This window comes from Pseudomonas chlororaphis (assembly GCF_001921865.1).
Lineage (GTDB): Bacteria > Pseudomonadota > Gammaproteobacteria > Pseudomonadales > Pseudomonadaceae > Aquipseudomonas > Aquipseudomonas chlororaphis_D.
Map to the genome: position 1 here is coordinate 97724 of NZ_MSCT01000019.1, position 16924 is coordinate 114647.

The window sequence follows — 16924 nt, forward strand, 5'->3', positions numbered from 1 at the left end:
CTCGCGCATGCCGGGTCGACCGCAAGCGAACGGCACCGGGCCCTGCCGGCGCACACTGATGATCAGCTATGCTTGCCCAGCGAAGGGAAACGGAAATTGGTTCAACACCCCATGGACATCAAGTTCACCAACCGCCTGTCTTACAAGCAAGCCAGGCTCACTGTGCTGGTCGGTTTTGTCCTGGGGACGGCGCTCAGTCTGCTGCAGATCGGCATCGATTATGCCAGTGAAGACGCCTCCATCAACCGGGAAATCAATGCCCTCCTGGAAATCAGCCACAACCCGGCCTCGCGCATCGCCTACAACATCGACGCCGAACTCGCCCAGGAACTGACCCTCGGCCTACTGCGCTCGCCGGCGATCATCCGCGCCCGGCTGGTGGACAACAACGACACCCTGCTGGCCAACGTCACCCGCCCCGCCCAGCAAAGCTCCTACCGAATGCTCAGCGACTACCTGTTCGGCGCCAAACGGGAGTTCCAGGACCGCTTGTACCTCGACCACCTGCCCGCGGAATCCCTCGGCGTGCTGCACCTGGAAGTCGATACCTATGCGTTCGGCAGCCGCTTTCTGCGCCGCGCCGAAGTCACCCTGATCAACGGTTTCATGCGCAGCCTGATTCTTACCGGGCTGCTCCTGGTGCTGTTCTACGTGATGCTGACCAAACCCCTGGTCGGGGTCATCCGCGAACTCAGCGGCCGCGATCCGCGCAGCCCCGACCAGGCGCGGCTGGACTTCCCGCCCGGACACGAGCAGGACGAGATCGGCGTGCTGGTCAAGGTCGCCAACCAGCAGTTCGACAACATGGCCACCGAGATCCAGCAGCGGCGCAATGCGGAAAACCGCCTGACCGATTACCTGGGCCAGCTGGAGAACATCGTCTCGGCGCGCACCACCGAACTCAAGGCGATCAACGACCGGTTGAGCCAGTCCAACGAAGAACTGGAAATCGCCCGTCGGACCGCCCTCGACATGGCCCAGGCCCGCGCCGCTTTCCTGGCCAACATGAGCCATGAGATCCGCACCCCGCTCAACGGCCTGCTGGGCATGATCGCCCTGTCGCTGGACAGCCCGCTGAACGCCGAGCAACGCCAGCAGCTGTCGATCGCCCACGACTCCGGCAAAGTGCTGGTGGAACTGCTCAACGACGTTCTCGACATGTCCAAGTTCGACGCCGGCCAATTGGAGCTGGAGCGCATCCCGTTCGACCTCGGGGTGCTGGTGGAAGACACCGCCAACCTGCTGTCGCAGAACGCGGCGCCGAGCGTCGAACTGGCCTGCCTGATCGAACCGCAGTTCCCGGCGCTGGTGCTCGGCGACCCGACGCGGGTCCGGCAGATTGTCAGCAACCTGCTGTCCAATGCCCTCAAGTTCACCCGCTTCGGCCGCGTCGATGTGCGCCTGCGGACCCTCGACAACGGGGTCAGGATCGAAGTCTGCGACACCGGTATCGGCATCGCCCCCGAGGCCCAGGTGAAGATCTTCCAGCCCTATACCCAGGCCGGTGCCGGGATCACTCGCCAGTACGGTGGTACCGGCCTGGGCCTGGCGCTGACCTACAACCTCTGCGAAGCCATGCAGGGGCGCCTGAGCATCAGTTCGGAAGTCGGCTTTGGCAGCCAGTTCTGCGCCGACCTGCCGCTGCCCTGCCACACCCCCGCCAGCACACCGGCGGCGCTGCACGGCCAGGTGCTGGCCATCACCTCCGAGGGCAGCGGCCTGGCCGAACTGTTGAGCGTGCAATTGCCGTTCTGGGGGCTCGACTATCGGCGGTGCGATATCGACGACTCGCTGATCGGGCTCCAGCCGGACCTGCTGATCACCGACTGCCCGGAATGCCTGTTCGGCCTGCGCCCGACCATCGGCGCGCCGATCCTGCTGGTGACCGCCTATGGCAGTTTCCTGCCCAGTGAGGAAGCCGGCGCCCTGGCGCCGCTGCAACAACAGGCGCGACCGTTGGCGCGCAACGCCCTGTACCAGACCCTGCGCCGCGCCTTGCTGGCCGAGACCGCGGTGATCAACGAGGCCCAGTTGGAAACCCTGGCACCTCTGCGCCGCGCCCACATCCTGCTGGTGGAAGACAACCCGGTGAACCAACTGGTGGCCAAAGGCATGCTGAGCAAGCTGGGCTGCGAGGTGGCGGTCGCCTCACAGGGAGCTGAAGCCCTCGACCTGCTGGAGCACCAGCATTTCGACCTGGTCCTGATGGATTGCAACATGCCGGTCATGGACGGCTACGAGGCCAGCCGGCAGATCCGTCGCAGCGGTCGCTGGCCGGACCTGCCGATCGTCGCCCTGACCGCCAACGCCATGCCCGAGGAACGCGAGCGCTGCCGCGCCGCGGGCATGAACGACTACCTGGCCAAGCCCTTCCGCCGCGAAGAGCTGATTGCCCTGCTGGACCTCTGGGTGCCGACTACGACAGCGCTTTGACCTGGGCCAGCAGGCGGTCCAGGCCATTGCGCAGTTCGCTCAGGCTGTCGAGATCGACCCCGCTTTCACACAGCAGCGCCGCCTTGAGCGGCGGCACCCGGTCGCGCAAGGCCAGGCCGGCCGCGCTCAGGCTCAGGTGCACCTCGCGCTCGTCGCGCGACGAACGCTGACGCTGCACCAGTTGCAACTGCTCGAGGCGCTTGAGCAGCGGCGTCAGGGTCCCGGAATCCAGCGCCAGGCGCTCCCCCAGCGCCTTGACCGTCGGCAACTCGGGCGGCGTGGCCTGCCATTCCCAGAGCACCAGCATCGCCAGGTACTGCGGGTACGTCAGCCCCAACTGGTCGAGCATCGGCTTGTAGCCGCGCACCACGGCCCGCGAAGCGGCGTAGAGCTTGAAGCACAGCTGGCTGTCGAGTTTCAGCGCGTCCTCGGACAAGCCGGTCATTTGAGCAGGGCTTCGATCTCGCGGCTCAGGTCCTGGGGCTTGGTGGCCGGGGCGAACCGCTTGACCAGCGTGCCGTCCTTGCCGATCAGGAACTTGGTGAAGTTCCACTTGATGCCCTGGGAACCCAAGACCCCCGGCGCGCGTTTTTTCAGCTGTACGAACAGCGGATGCGCTTCAGCGCCATTGACCTCGATCTTCTTGAACAGCGGGAAGCTGACGCCGTAGTTCAACTCGCAGAACTCGGAAATCGCTCCTTCGTTGCCCGGCTCCTGCTTGCCGAACTGGTTGCAGGGAAAGCCCAACACCACCAGGCCCTGGTCCTTGTAGCGCTGCCACAGTTCTTCCAGGCCCTTGTACTGCGGGGTGAAACCGCACTTGCTCGCGGTATTGACCACCAGCACCGCCTTGCCGGCGAAGTCAGCCAGGGTCTTCTGCTCGCCCTTGATGGTGGTACACGGAATGTTCAGCAATGTGTCACTCATGGCGCGGACTCCAAGGATGGAAAGCGACAAAATAGCGATCAATTAAATTGTGTGCAATTTAATTGATCGAAAAGCGATTTCGAAAAATCGCTTCTGACGGCTGCCGCGATCAGCGCGGGACCAGGTCCAGGCACACCGAGTTGATGCAATAACGCAAGCCGGTCGGCGGCGGCCCGTCCGGGAATACATGCCCCAGGTGGGCATCGCACTTGGCGCAGACCACTTCGGTGCGAATCATACCGTGGCTCAGGTCGCGGATCTCGACCATCGCGCTCTCGCCGATCGGCTCGTAGAAACTCGGCCAGCCGCAGCCGGAATCGAACTTGGCCCTGGAGTCGAACAGCGGTTCGTTGCAGCAAATGCAGTGATACACGCCGTCGGTCTTGGTGGCGTTGTACTTACCCGAGAACGGCCGCTCGGTGCCTTTGAGGCGGCAGACGTTGTACTGCTCCGGATCGAGCATGGCACGCCATTCTTCGAGGGTTTTTTCCAGCTTTTCCATGGTCCTTCCTCTGCAACTGAAAAAGCCCGATCTGTATCTTTTCCACGGATCGGACGGCACGTATGATTGCGCCTCGTTAGACGCCAGTCTGGCAGCCGTGTTACGCGCGTTCAAACGGATTTTGCCGCCGCGAACACTGGCTTCAGGCCTGTGTGCAAACGCAGGATTCCCAGTACGGTAGCTCACCCATCGTCTGGATCGTTCATTTTCGGGAACACATCGCCATGCAGGTCAGCAAATCGAACAAGCTCGCCAACGTCTGCTACGACATTCGCGGCCCAGTGCTCAAGCACGCCAAACGCCTGGAAGAGGAAGGCCATCGCATCCTCAAGCTGAACATCGGCAACCCGGCGCCTTTTGGTTTCGAAGCGCCGGACGAAATCCTCCAGGACGTGATCCGCAACCTGCCGACCGCACAGGGCTACAGCGACTCCAAGGGCCTGTTCAGCGCGCGCAAGGCCGTCATGCAGTACTACCAGCAGAAGCAGGTCGAAGGCGTCGGCATCGAAGACATCTACCTGGGCAACGGCGTTTCCGAACTGATCGTCATGGCCATGCAGGCCCTGCTCAACAACGGCGACGAAGTCCTGGTGCCGGCCCCGGACTATCCGCTGTGGACCGCCGCCGTGAGCCTGGCCGGCGGTAACCCGGTGCACTACCTATGCGACGAGCAGGCCAACTGGTGGCCGGACATCGCCGACATCAAGGCCAAGATCACCCCGAACACCAAGGCCCTGGTGATCATCAACCCGAACAACCCGACCGGCGCGGTGTACCCCAAGGCAGTGTTGCTGGAGATGCTCGAACTGGCCCGCCAGCACAACCTGGTGGTGTTCTCCGACGAGATCTACGACAAGATCCTCTACGACGATGCCGTGCATGTCTGCACCGCCTCCCTGGCGCCGGACCTGCTGTGCCTGACCTTCAACGGCCTGTCCAAGTCCTACCGCGTGGCCGGTTTCCGTTCTGGCTGGGTGGCGATTTCCGGTCCGAAACACCATGCCCAGAGCTACATCGAAGGCATCGACATGCTGGCCAACATGCGCCTGTGCGCCAACGTGCCGAGCCAGCACGCCATTCAAACGGCGCTGGGCGGCTACCAGAGCATCAACGACCTGATACTGCCGCCGGGCCGCCTGCTGGAACAGCGCAACCGCACCTGGGAACTGCTCAACGACATTCCCGGCGTCAGTTGCGTCAAACCCATGGGCGCGCTGTACGCCTTCCCGAAAATCGACCCGAAGGTCTGCCCGATCCACAACGACGAGAAGTTCGTCCTGGACCTGCTGCTCTCGGAGAAACTGCTGGTGGTTCAAGGCACCGCCTTCAACTGGCCATGGCCCGACCATTTCCGGGTGGTGACCCTGCCGCGGGTGGACGACCTGGAACAGGCCATCGGCCGGATCGGCAGCTTCCTCAAGTCGTATCGCCAGTAAGCCTTGCAACGCCGTGCGACCGCTTCCGGTCGCACGGCGATTAATTCAGCAACACATCTGCACTCCCGGCTACGCCATCCCTTCTGTATCTTGGCAACTGCGCTCGCGACCACCCGCCCCTGAAGCGCCAACCACCCTTTGCGACCTGCGACAGAAAGCTCATGCAAGCGTCTGAAATCGGCCTGCAGGACACAGTTTGAAATAGTCACCCGGTTGAATAGGCCAGTGCCGCACCTTATATACCCCGCAGAACGCTACATCTTTAGCATGAGGAGATTTCTACAACCATGATGCGCATCCTGCTGTTCTTGGCCACTAACCTGGCGGTCGTGCTGATTGCCAGCATCACCCTGAGCCTTTTCGGCTTCAACGGGTTCATGGCGGCCAACGGGGTTGATCTCAACCTCAATCAGCTGCTGGTTTTCTGTGCGGTCTTTGGTTTCGCCGGTTCCCTGTTCTCGCTGTTCATCTCCAAGTGGATGGCGAAAATGAGCACCAGCACCCAGATCATTACCCAGCCTCGCACTCGTCATGAGCAGTGGCTGCTGCAAACCGTCGAGCAACTGTCCCGCGAAGCCGGGATCAAGATGCCCGAAGTCGGTATTTTCCCAGCCTACGAGGCCAACGCCTTCGCCACCGGCTGGAACAAGAACGACGCGCTGGTCGCGGTCAGCCAGGGTTTGCTCGAGCGTTTCTCGCCCGATGAAGTGAAGGCCGTGCTGGCCCACGAGATCGGCCACGTCGCCAACGGCGACATGGTCACCCTGGCGCTGGTCCAGGGCGTGGTGAACACCTTCGTGATGTTCTTCGCCCGCATCATCGGTAACTTCGTCGACAAGGTGATTTTCAAGAACGAAGAAGGCCAGGGCATCGCCTACTACATCGCGACCATCTTCGCCGAACTGGTCCTGGGCTTCCTGGCCAGCGGCATCGTCATGTGGTTCTCGCGCAAGCGCGAATTCCGTGCCGACGAAGCCGGCGCGCAACTGGCCGGTACCGCGGCGATGATCGGCGCCCTGCAACGCCTGCGCTCGGAACAGGGCCTGCCGGTGCACATGCCCGACACCCTGAACGCCTTCGGCATCAACGGCGGCCTCAAACAAGGCCTGGCTCGCATGTTCATGAGCCACCCGCCGCTGGAAGAGCGCATCGACGCACTGCGTCGTCGCGGCTGATAACCCGGGCGAAACACAAAAAAGGGCGACGCAAGTCGCCCTTTTTCATTGCCTGGCAACAGGTCGCCTCTCAGCGTTCCTGCAAACGATAGACCCGCTCCTCAAGACGGGTAACGCCGCCCTGGAGGAACTTCCAGCTTTCGCCAAGGATGTCCCTCTCCTCCTCCACCCGTAACTGCCAGCGCTTGCCGAGCAAAGCCTGGACCTCGTCGTCGAGCACCGCGAAGGGCGGACCGGCCATCAGCGCCTGGTCGTAATCCAGGGTGATCAGCAGCCCCTGGCAGCCCTGCGGCAGGATCGACAGCAAATGCGCGGTATATCGTTCGCGCATTTCCGCAGGCAAGGCGATCAACGCCGCACGGTCGTACAACGCCCCGCAATCGACCACATCCGCGGCCTCCAGGGCAAAAAAATCGCCGCACCAGAGCTCGATCGGGCCGTACCGGTAGGCCTTGAAGGCGCCTCGCTGGCTGACTTGCGGCTGCAGTTGCTGCTCGCTGAAAAAGTCCTCGACCGCCCTCTCCGACAACTCGATCCCCAGCACCTGATGCCCCTGGCTTGCCAGCCAGGCCAGGTCCAGGCTCTTGCCGCACAGCGGGACCAGTACCCTGGCCCCCTGCGCCAGCCCCAGCTGCGGCCAGTAGCGTTGTAAATAGGGATTCACCTCGGACAAATGGAAGCCGATCTGATTCTGCTCCCACCGCTTGTGCCAAAATTCCGGCTGCATAAATCACCCTGAAATTCGATCAAAAACCACAAGAACTTATATTAGATTTAGATCGATGATCTGATTGAAGATGGCGCATCTTAACGCTCAGGACCCTATTCATGCTCCCTAGCCTGTTTATCTCCCATGGATCGCCGATGCTTGCGCTGGAACCCGGTGCCAGCGGCCCGGCTCTCGCACGACTGGCGGCCGAGCTGCCACGGCCCAAGGCTATCGTGGTGGTCTCGGCCCACTGGGAAAGCCAGGATCTGCGAGTCAGCAGCAGCCCGCAACCGCAAACCTGGCACGATTTCGGCGGCTTCCCCGCAGCGCTGTTCGCCGTGCAATACCCGGCCCCCGGCCAGCCCGAGCTGGCGGAACAGGTCGCGCAATTGCTCAGGGCCGACGGTTTGCCGGCCCAGCTGGACGACCAACGCCCGTTCGACCACGGGGTCTGGGTGCCGCTGTCGCTGATGTATCCACAAGCCGACATTCCAATCGTCCAGGTTTCCCTTCCCAGCCGCCTGGGTCCGGCCTTGCAGACCCAGGTCGGGCACGCCCTGTCCAGCCTGCGGCAACACGGCGTGTTGCTGATCGGCTCGGGCAGCATTACCCATAACCTGCGGGAACTGGACTGGCGCGCCGGCCCGGAAAGCGTCGAACCCTGGGCCAGGGCCTTCCGCGACTGGATGATCGAAAAACTCGCCACCAACGATGAAGCCGCCCTGCACGATTACCGCCGCCAGGCGCCGAATGCGGTCCGCAGCCACCCCAGCGACGAACACCTGTTGCCTCTGTATTTCGCCCGTGGAGCAGGCGGCGACTTCAGCATCGCCCACCAGGGTTTCACCATGGGCGCGCTGGGCATGGATATCTATCGCTTCGACTGAGCTGTTCCGCCTGACAGGCGCATCGCGATGCAAGCTCGCTCCTGCAAAGACGATGCTGTACCTGTAGGAGCGAGCTTGCTCGCGATGGCGTTCCCCGGTCCGCCACGAGCCTGCTTCCACAACACCCCGAACGCCAGGCAAAAAAAATCCCCGCACCAGGCGGGGATTTTTCATTCAACCAATCAGCTCAGCGCCGATCAGTCCTCGCGGTAGCGACGCAGCTTCAGCTGTTTGCCGGCAACACGAGTGTCCTTCAGTTTGGTCAGCAGACGCTCCAGACCTTCCTCCGGCAGCTCGACCAGGCTGAAGCTGTCGCGCACCTGGATGCGGCCGATAGCTTCGCGGGCCAGGCCGCCTTCGTTGAGGATCGCGCCCAGCAGGTTCTTCGCGGCGATACCGTCACGCGCGCCCAGCGCGGTGCGGCAACGGGCACGACCTTCAGCCAGAGGCATCGGCGCGCGACGCTCGCGGTCGCCACGGTCAGGACGGTCGCCGGAACGCTCAGGACGATCACCACGCGGAGCGCTGTTAGGCACCAACGGACGCTCTTTCTCGATTGCCGCCAGGTTCAGCGCCTGGCCATTGGTGGCCTTGCGCAGCAGGGCCGCGGCCAGGGCACGCGGGCTGCAACCGATATCGGCGGTCAGGCGGTCCAGCAGATCGCCATGGGTCGATTCGGCATCAGCCACCAGCGGCGACAGGCTGTTGGTCAGCTTCTTGATGCGGGCATCGAGAACGGCTTGAGCGTCCGGCAGGCGAACCTCGGCAACTTTCTGCCCGGTCACGCGCTCGATCACTTGCAGCATGCGGCGCTCGCGCGGAGTCACCAGCAGCAGCGCGCGGCCTTCGCGACCGGCACGGCCAGTACGGCCGATACGGTGCACGTAGGATTCCGGGTCGTACGGCATGTCCACGTTGAATACGTGGGTGATGCGCGGTACGTCCAGGCCACGGGCGGCAACGTCGGTCGCCACAACGATGTCCAGGCGGCCATCCTTGAGGGAGTCGATCACGCGCTCACGCTGGTTCTGGGCAATGTCGCCGTTCAGCGCAGCGGCTTTGTAGCCTTTGGCTTCCAGGGCACTGGCCAGGTCCAGGGTGGCTTGCTTGGTGCGCACGAACATGATCAGGGCGTCGAAATCTTCCACTTCCAGCAGGCTGAGAACGGCAGAAGTCTTCTGGTCGGCGTGAACCAACAGGTGAGCCTGTTCGATCGCGGTGACGGTCTGGGTCTTGCTCTGGATCTTGACGTGTTTCGGGTCCTTCAGGTGACGCTCGGCGATCGCGCGGATCGACTGCGGCAGGGTGGCCGAGAACAGTACGGTCTGGCGGCTTTCCGGCATGGCCTTGAAGATGACTTCCAGGTCATCCATGAAGCCCAGCTTGAGCATCTCGTCGGCTTCGTCGAGAACCAGGTGGTTCACGGTGGCCAGGACTTTTTCGTCGCGACGCAGGTGGTCGCACAGACGGCCCGGGGTAGCGACAACGATCTGTGCGCCATTCCGGATTGCTTTCAGTTGTGGGCCCATCGGCGCACCGCCGTAGACAGCCACAACAGTTACGCCCGGCATTTGCTTGGCGTAGGTTTCGAAAGCGGTTGCAACTTGCAGCGCCAACTCACGGGTTGGGGCCAGGATCAGAGCTTGCGGCTCGCGCTTGGACGGATCAATGCGGTGCAGGATAGGCAGGGCAAAGGCAGCGGTTTTACCGGTACCGGTTTGCGCCTGGCCAATCATATCGTGACCGGCGAGGATGATCGGGATCGACTGCTGCTGAATGGCCGAAGGCTCTTCATAGCCGGTAGCGACTACTGCAGCGACAATATTGGGATGAAGTTCAAGAGCGGCGAAGCCGCCGATTTCCTGGGTCATGGGTCTGCCTCTAAGTGCATCCGCAAAGACCCATGCTTCAAAGCTGCGCATGCCGTGAAAGACTCGAAGAGTCACCCTGGCAGCTTTGTCGGCGGGGATTTGCGAAAACGATTGAAAGAAATGAACGTCAAGGATAGTCCGCGCAGCGGACAAGCAGCCGAAGCTGACTTCGGGGAATTGCATCACCTAAACGAGGCCCGGTTAAAGGCCGGCGCGCACTATACCGGAATTAGCAAAAAAAGGGAGTTTTTTTTATCGGAAAAACCCGCTGAACGCCTAGTTGTCACAGGCTTTGCGGATCATCCGGCAAAGGTCTATTTTGCACAGGCCCGCTCCTGTCGGGGGATGACGCTTAAACGTTTCACCTTGCCGATCGACACCGTCGGTCCGAGACATTCTTCGCCGTCCGAGGAAATACCCCATGAGTCAGCCCAGTTGCAGTCGCGTCAGTCGTGAACAGCGTGGTCATGTCTTCCTCATCGGCCTGGATCGGGTCGCCAAGCGCAACGCCTTCGATCTCGAATTGCTCGATCAGCTCAGCCTGGCCTACGGCGAGTTCGAGGCCAACAGCGAGGCGCGGGTCGCCGTGGTGTTCGGCCACGGCGAACATTTCACCGCCGGGCTGGACCTGGCCAATGTCGGCGCCAAGCTCGCCGAGGGCTGGCAGGCGCCGCCCGGCGGCTGCGATCCCTGGGGTGTCTTCGCCGGGCCGCGGGTCAGCAAGCCGGTGATAGTCGCCGTGCAAGGCTACTGCCTGACCATCGGTATCGAGCTGATGCTGGCCGCGGACATCAACCTGTGCGCCAGCAATACCCGCTTCGCCCAGTTGGAAGTGCAGCGTGGGATCTTTCCCTTTGGCGGCGCCACCCTGCGCTTGCATCGGATCGCCGGCTGGGGCAATGCCATGCGCTGGCTGCTGACCGGCGACGAGTTCGACGCCCATGAAGCCCTGCGCCTGGGACTGGTGCAGGAAGTGATGGCCAGCGAAGACTTGCTGCCCCGCGCCCTGGCCCTCGCCGAACGGATCGCCCGCCAGGCGCCGCTGGGGGTTCAGGCGACCCTGATGTCGGCCCGCCAGGCCCGACTCGAAGGAGAAAGTGCGGCGGCGCAGGGCCTGCCGCCGCTGGTGAAAAAACTGCTGAACAGCGAAGACGCCAAGGAAGGCGTGCGGGCGATGATCGAGAAGCGGCCCGGGGTGTTCAAGGGGCATTGATCCGGGTCGGGCATCAGCGCTGTAGGAGCGAGCTTGCTCGCGATCGACTGCCAGCACTCGTCATATAGACGTCGCATCTACCTGGGGATGGGTGACATGGGCAGGAGCGGCCTGCGGCCTATCGCGAGCAAGCTCGCTCCTACATAAGATCCGCGCAGCGGCCGTCCGCTCAGGTAGCAGGCCGCAGGCACTTGATCAACGATTGCAGCGAATACCCCAGGCGCGGCGCCAGAGCCTCGGCCCGGGCGCTCAGGGCGGCCATGTCCAGGTCCTGATCCAGATCGGACGGCACGATCAGGATCACATTGCCCTCCTTCACCGGCAGCTCCCAGTAATGCCGATGATAGAGCCCGCGCAGCAAGGCCGCGCCCAGCGGCTTGCCGTCGTCGGTGGCCCACTGGTTGATCACCAGCCAGCCGCCCGGATTGAGGCGCTTCTGGCAATTTTCCAGGAACCCCCAGGCCAGGTGCCCGACGCCCGGCCCGACGTCGGTGTACAGGTCGACGAAAATCAGGTCCGCCGGTTCCGCGCTGTCCAGCAATTCGAGTGCGTCGCCCACTCGGATATAAAGGCGCGGATCGTCATCCAGCCCCAGGTACTCGATGGCCAGGCGCGGCACGTCCGGGCGCAGCTCGATGGCCTCGACATCTTCCAATGGCAGGAACTTGAGGCAGGCCTGGGTCAGGGTGCCGGCGCCCAGGCCGAGAAACAGCGCGCTCTCGGGCTGCTCATGGCACAGCGCACCAATCAGCATGGCGCGGGTGTAGTCGTACTCCAACCAACTCGGGTCGGCGGTGAACACGCAACTCTGCTCGATGGCGTCGCCAAATTCGAGGAAGCGGTAATCGGCCACTTCCAGCACCCGGATCATGCCGAACTCATCGTGCACTTCGGCGAGCAGACGCTCGACGCGCTCCTCAGTCATCTCTTCTCCTAGCCGCGACGGGGCTCAAGCTCGCCATCGCGATAAACCGGCCGCTCGGCGCCGAGCGGGAAAGGCGCGATTGTCCGCGAACCGGCGGGAACAGGTCACGCACTAATTGCTGATAACATGCCTGCCCGACCTCAAAAACACCCGAGTCCACGATGAGCCAACCCTGGAGCCCCGACAGCTGGCGCGCCTTGCCGATCCAGCAACAACCCGCCTACCCCGACGCCGCGCATCTGTTGCAGGTCGAGCAGACCCTGGCCGGTTATCCGCCGTTGGTGTTCGCCGGCGAAGCCCGGGAGTTGCGCCGCCAGTTTGCCGAAGTCACCCAGGGCCGCGCCTTTCTGCTGCAAGGCGGCGATTGCGCCGAGAGCTTCGCCGAGTTCTCCGCGGCGAAGATCCGCGACACCTTCAAGGTCTTGCTGCAAATGGCCATCGTCATGACCTTTGCCGCCGGTTGCCCGGTGGTCAAGGTCGGGCGCATGGCCGGGCAGTTCGCCAAGCCGCGCTCGGCCAACGACGAAACCATCGATGGCGTGACGCTGCCGGCCTACCGCGGCGATATCGTCAACGGCATAGGCTTCGATGCGAAAAGCCGCGTACCGGACCCGGACCGCCTGTTGCAGTCCTATCACCAGGCCACCGCTACCCTGAACCTGCTGCGCGCCTTTGCCCAAGGCGGTTTTGCCGACCTGCACCAGGTGCACAAGTGGAACCTGGACTTCATCGCCAACTCCGCCCTGGCCGAGAAGTACAGCCAGTTGGCCGACCGTATCGACGAAACCCTGGCCTTCATGCGCGCCTGCGGCATGGACAGCTCGCCGCAACTGCGCGAAACCAGCTTCTTCACCGCCCACGAAGCGTTGCTGCTGAACTATGAAGAAGCCTTCGTACGCCGCGACAGCCTGACCAACGACTACTACGACTGCTCGGCGCACATGCTGTGGATCGGCGACCGTACCCGCCAGCTCGACGGCGCCCATGTCGAGTTCCTGCGCGGCGTGAACAACCCGATCGGGGTCAAGGTCGGCCCAAGCATGAACACCGAGGAGCTGATCCGCCTGATCGACATCCTCAACCCGGACAACGACCCGGGCCGCCTGAACCTGATCGTGCGCATGGGCGCGAACAAGGTCGGCGACCATCTGCCGCAGCTGATCCGCGCCGTGGAAGGCGAAGGCAAGAAAGTGCTGTGGAGTTCCGACCCGATGCACGGCAACACCATCAAGGCCAGCAGCGGCTACAAGACCCGGGACTTCGCGCAGATCCTCAACGAGGTGAAGCAGTTCTTCCAGGTCCACCAGGCCGAGGGCAGTTATGCCGGCGGTATCCATATCGAAATGACCGGGCAGAACGTCACCGAATGCATCGGCGGCGCGCGGCCGATCACCGAAGACGGCCTGTCGGATCGCTACCACACCCATTGCGACCCGCGGATGAACGCCGACCAGTCGCTGGAGCTGGCCTTCCTGATTGCCGAGACCTTGAAACAGGTCAAGCGCTGATTGTCAGACCGCTATCGCGAGCAAGCTCGCTCCTACAGGGATCGCATGACGCCGTAGGAGCGAGCTTGCTCGCGATGCTATTTAAAGGAAGCCACGCAACCGCTGGGCACTGGCCCTCGGACAATTGAGCTGGACGTCCGTCAGCCCCAACCACGCCGCCATCTGCCGCAAACTGGCCGCCAGCGCCTGCATCCCCTGCTCGTCCAGCCCCGGATCTTCTTCATGCACGGCATGCACCGCCAGGCGCCCCTGCGCGCGCTCCGCCCGCAAGTCGACCCGCGCGGCGATCCGCTCGCGATACAGGAACGGCAGCACGTAATAGCCGTACACCCGCTTGTGCTGCGGCGTGTAGATCTCCAGGCGGTAGTGGAAATCGAACAGGCGCTCGGTGCGGCTGCGCTCCCAGACCAGCGAATCGAAGGGTGACAGCAAAGCGCTGGCCGGTACGCTGCGCGGCACCTTCACCTCAGGCAGGCAATAAGCCGGCTGCTTCCAGCCCGCCACTGCGCAGGCTTGCAGCTGGCCGTCCTCCAGCAACTCCGCCAGGCGCGCCCGACTGTCCGTCGGCGCCAGGCGAAAGTAGTCGCGCAGATCCTTTTCGGTGGCGACGCCCAGGGCACCAGCGGCGTGCAACAGCAAATCGCGCTGGGCATCCGCCTCGCCGAGCACCGGCTGGCACAGGATGTCCGCGGGGATGACCCGTTCCGGCAAGTCGTACAGGCGCTCGAACCCACGCCGGCCGGCGACCGTCACTTCGCCCGCGGCGAACAGCCATTCCAGGGCATGTTTCTCCGCGCTCCAGTCCCACCAGGGGCCGGCGCGCTCCTGCCGGGTCGACAGGCTGCCCGCGCCGAGGGCGCCCTGCTCCTCAACCGCGGCCAATACCCGGCGAATCGTCGCTTGCTGCTCCTGGCCAAAACGCGCCAGCTGCTGGTAGATCCCCTGCCCCTGGCTGGCCCGCTGCATGCGCCAGCGCATCAGCGGGTACAGCGACAGCGGCAGCAACGACGCTTCGTGCCCCCAGTACTCAAACAGCGTGCGTCGGCGCCCCTGACTCCAGGCAGCCTGGTCCAGCAATTGCGCGGGATAGCCGCCGAGGCGGGAAAACAGCGGAAGGTAGTGCGAGCGCACCAACGCATTGACCGAATCGATCTGCAATACACCCAACCGTTCGATCAGGCGATTGACCTGCGCCGACCTGATCGTGGCTGGCGCCGCCCGCCCGGAAAAGCCTTGGGCGGCCAGCGCCAGACGCCGAGCCTGCTTGAGGGAGAAGGACAGTTCTGCGGGCATGGGAATCTCCTTGTCTGCCCGCAAACTACCTCAGGGAGAAGTGGCTTGTGTAGCGCTTTGGCACTCATTTATGCATCGGATCGTCCCAGAACGGCCGCACGGTTTCCCGTTCCACGTCCGCGCGACTGAGGCCGATATCCTTCAGCGCCTCGTCGCTCATGCCGGCCAGCATGACGCGTTCGCGATGCAGCTCGTAACCGCGGGCGATCTTGTGCAGCAGGTGCCGAAAAGAAAAGCCGTGAAACGAGAACCGGTGAGCCAGTACATAACCTTTTTGACCTTTCATCATCTTGTCCTCCGTTGGGGATGGCTCAAGTTTCCGCCTGGGACTAAGATCAATCCAACGAATGTTTCTTATGCAATACATCTCTGAGTTTGATGAATTGTCCAGCTACCCAAGCATCGATACCGAAGTGCTGCGCACCTTCGTCGCCATCGCCGACCAAGGCGGTTTCACCAAGGCCGGGGAGCAGGTCAACCGTACCCAGTCCGCGGTGAGCATGCAGATGAAGCGGCTCGAAGAAGACGTGCTGCAGCGCCAACTGTTCCAGCGCGACGGGCGCCAGGTGCGCCTGACCGCCGAAGGCCAAGTGCTGCTGGGCTATGCGCGGCGCATCCTGAAACTGCACAGCGAGGTGTTCAATACCCTGCGCGAACCGCACATGGTGGGCACCGTACGCATCGGTACGCCGGACGATTACGTGATGCGTTTTCTGCCGGGGATCCTGTCGCGCTTTGCCCAGGCCTATCCGTTGATCCAGATCGAAGTGCACTGCGAATCGTCCAAGCAACTGCTATTGCGCCAGGACCTGGACCTGTCCATCGTCACCCGCGAACCGGGCAGCGAAATCGGCCAGCTGTTGCGCAAGGAACGTTTCGTCTGGGCCGAGGCCCAGGGCTTCTGCCCCCACGAACAGACGCCCATCCCCCTGGCGATGTTCAACAGCGATTGCTTCTGCCGACAGTGGGCCTGCAATGCACTGGACGCCGCCGGCCGCGACTATCGCATCGCCTACAACAGCTCCAGCCTGTCCGCCCTGATGGCCGTGGTCAGCGCCGGACTGGCGATCACCGCGCAGCTGGAAAGCCTGATCACTCCGGACCTGCGTATTCTGGGGGACGCCGAAGAGCTGCCCTTGCTGCCCGAAGCCAGCATCATGCTGGTGCGCAACCTCAACACTCCCTCGCCCATCACCGAATGCCTGGCCGAGCACATCGTCGAAGGCTTCAAACTTTAAAGGCGAGCATCACCGCACAGACCACCAGGAAGCCGCAGAACAGCCCGCGCAACATCCGCTCGGGCAACGCATGGGCGATTTTCACCCCCCAACTGATGCTCAGCAGACCGCCCGCCGCCAGGGGTAGGCCGATCATCCAGTCCACCTCTTGATGGACGCCATAGGTCACCAGGGTCACCCCGGTGCTGGGCAGTGCCAAGGCCAGCGACAACCCCTGGGCCACCACCTGGCTGGTGCCGAACACACTGGTCAGCACCGGGGTGGCGACCACCGCGCCGCCGACGCCGAACAACCCGCCCATGGCCCCGGAAGCCGCCCCCAGGACTCCGAGCCAGGGCCAGGGATAACGCATCCGCGCCGATGCCGGGGCAGTGGCCAGGAACATGCGCAGCAGGTTGTAGGCGGACAGCGCCACCAGGAACGCGACGAAACCGATCCGCATGACCTGGGCATCGATGCCCACCGCCCAGATCGACCCGAGCCAGGCAAAGCAGAAACCCATCAGGGCCAGCGGCAGCGCATGGCGGGCCTCGATCCGATTACGCTGGTGATAACGCCACAACGCGAGCATCACATTGGGCACGACCATCACCAACGCCGTGCCCTGGGCGATCTGCTGGTCCAGCCCGAACAACACGCCCAGCACCGGAATCGCGATCAGTCCGCCGCCGATCCCGAACAGGCCGCCCACCGTGCCCAACACCGCGCCCAACAACAGGTACATCGCTAAATCGATCAAAGCCGTTCTCCTCGCCTCAGGCCTTGCATGCTACGCAGTCGACCCTGGCGCGGAAACGCACAGCAACG

Annotated in this window: 16 protein-coding genes and 1 pseudogene; 8 read left to right on the forward strand and 9 right to left on the reverse strand. The window is 63.3% G+C overall.

Going from position 1 to position 16924, the window contains the following annotated elements:
• The first annotated feature begins 111 nt into the window (after positions 1-111).
• Positions 112-2433: a response regulator gene (locus BTN82_RS20555; protein WP_075120947.1), complete on the forward strand. Its 2322-nt coding sequence runs from the start codon at positions 112-114 to the stop codon at positions 2431-2433.
• On the opposite strand, the gene BTN82_RS20560 is transcribed toward BTN82_RS20555, so the two are convergent.
• The 3 genes from BTN82_RS20560 to msrB all read right to left on the reverse strand — a co-directional run bounded on the left by BTN82_RS20560 (position 2417) and on the right by msrB (position 3862).
• Positions 2417-2878 (reverse strand): MarR family winged helix-turn-helix transcriptional regulator, encoded by a 462-nt coding sequence (locus BTN82_RS20560; protein ID WP_075120948.1) that lies wholly within the window; start codon positions 2876-2878, stop codon positions 2417-2419. The genes BTN82_RS20555 and BTN82_RS20560 overlap by 17 nt on opposite strands.
• Positions 2875-3360, reverse strand: coding sequence for a glutathione peroxidase (locus tag BTN82_RS20565; protein ID WP_075120949.1), 486 nt, complete (start codon positions 3358-3360; stop codon positions 2875-2877). Before BTN82_RS20565 ends, BTN82_RS20560 begins: the two co-directional genes overlap by 4 nt.
• A gap of 109 nt (positions 3361-3469) precedes the next feature.
• On the reverse strand, positions 3470-3862 hold the full coding sequence (msrB, locus tag BTN82_RS20570; RefSeq protein ID WP_075120950.1) for a peptide-methionine (R)-S-oxide reductase MsrB: 393 nt from the start codon (positions 3860-3862) through the stop codon (positions 3470-3472).
• 224 nt (positions 3863-4086) lie between these two features.
• On the opposite strand from msrB, the gene BTN82_RS20575 reads away from it, so the two are divergent.
• Together BTN82_RS20575 and htpX are read left to right on the forward strand one after the other, a co-directional pair.
• Positions 4087-5298, forward strand: coding sequence for a pyridoxal phosphate-dependent aminotransferase (locus BTN82_RS20575; protein WP_075120951.1), 1212 nt, complete (start codon positions 4087-4089; stop codon positions 5296-5298).
• A 287-nt stretch (positions 5299-5585) separates the two neighbouring features.
• A complete protein-coding gene (gene htpX / locus BTN82_RS20580; protein WP_075120952.1) occupies positions 5586-6473 on the forward strand; it encodes a protease HtpX in 888 nt (295 codons plus the stop codon).
• A 70-nt stretch (positions 6474-6543) separates the two neighbouring features.
• Here the strand turns inward: htpX and BTN82_RS20585 are convergent, their stop codons facing one another.
• Positions 6544-7200, reverse strand: a complete 657-nt coding sequence (locus tag BTN82_RS20585; RefSeq protein WP_075120953.1) for a thiopurine S-methyltransferase — start codon at positions 7198-7200, stop codon at positions 6544-6546.
• A gap of 101 nt (positions 7201-7301) precedes the next feature.
• Here BTN82_RS20585 and BTN82_RS20590 point away from each other — a divergent pair, with 101 nt between their 5' ends.
• Complete coding sequence (locus BTN82_RS20590) at positions 7302-8069, forward strand: DODA-type extradiol aromatic ring-opening family dioxygenase (protein ID WP_075120954.1); 768 nt, start codon at positions 7302-7304, stop codon at positions 8067-8069.
• Between the two features lie 197 nt (positions 8070-8266).
• Here the strand turns inward: BTN82_RS20590 and BTN82_RS20595 are convergent.
• Positions 8267-9974, reverse strand: a pseudogene (locus BTN82_RS20595) (DEAD/DEAH box helicase).
• Between the two features lie 86 nt (positions 9975-10060).
• On the opposite strand from BTN82_RS20595, the gene BTN82_RS31620 reads away from it, so the two are divergent.
• A complete protein-coding gene (locus BTN82_RS31620) occupies positions 10061-10396 on the forward strand; it encodes a hypothetical protein (protein WP_261793005.1) in 336 nt (111 codons plus the stop codon).
• Positions 10362-11153 (forward strand): crotonase/enoyl-CoA hydratase family protein, encoded by a 792-nt coding sequence (locus tag BTN82_RS20600; RefSeq protein WP_075120956.1) that lies wholly within the window; start codon positions 10362-10364, stop codon positions 11151-11153. Before BTN82_RS31620 ends, BTN82_RS20600 begins: the two co-directional genes overlap by 35 nt.
• Before the next feature lie 169 nt (positions 11154-11322).
• Here BTN82_RS20600 and BTN82_RS20605 read toward each other — a convergent pair whose 3' ends face one another.
• Entirely contained in the window at positions 11323-12078 is a 756-nt protein-coding gene (locus BTN82_RS20605; protein WP_075120957.1) for a spermidine synthase, read from the reverse strand.
• Positions 12079-12239: 161 nt separating this feature from the next.
• Between BTN82_RS20605 and BTN82_RS20610 the strand changes: the two genes are divergently transcribed.
• Entirely contained in the window at positions 12240-13586 is a 1347-nt protein-coding gene (locus tag BTN82_RS20610) for a class II 3-deoxy-7-phosphoheptulonate synthase (RefSeq protein ID WP_075120958.1), read from the forward strand.
• 81 nt (positions 13587-13667) lie between these two features.
• Here the strand turns inward: BTN82_RS20610 and BTN82_RS20615 are convergent, their stop codons facing one another.
• Together BTN82_RS20615 and BTN82_RS20620 are read right to left on the reverse strand one after the other, a co-directional pair.
• Positions 13668-14879, reverse strand: a complete 1212-nt coding sequence (locus BTN82_RS20615; RefSeq protein ID WP_075120959.1) for a winged helix-turn-helix domain-containing protein — start codon at positions 14877-14879, stop codon at positions 13668-13670.
• Positions 14880-14943: 64 nt separating this feature from the next.
• Positions 14944-15165, reverse strand: a complete 222-nt coding sequence (locus BTN82_RS20620; protein ID WP_075121364.1) for a DUF1127 domain-containing protein — start codon at positions 15163-15165, stop codon at positions 14944-14946.
• Between the two features lie 97 nt (positions 15166-15262).
• On the opposite strand from BTN82_RS20620, the gene BTN82_RS20625 reads away from it, so the two are divergent.
• Positions 15263-16117 carry a LysR substrate-binding domain-containing protein gene (locus BTN82_RS20625; protein WP_186828432.1) on the forward strand — a complete coding sequence of 285 codons (855 nt, stop codon included), beginning with the start codon at positions 15263-15265 and terminating at the stop codon, positions 16115-16117.
• On the opposite strand, the gene BTN82_RS20630 is transcribed toward BTN82_RS20625, so the two are convergent.
• The gene (locus BTN82_RS20630; protein ID WP_075120961.1) at positions 16107-16856 is read right to left on the reverse strand and encodes a sulfite exporter TauE/SafE family protein; all 750 of its coding nucleotides are present in this window, start codon (positions 16854-16856) and stop codon (positions 16107-16109) included. The two genes, BTN82_RS20625 and BTN82_RS20630, sit on opposite strands and share 11 nt — an antisense overlap.
• Positions 16857-16924 lie beyond the last annotated feature (68 nt).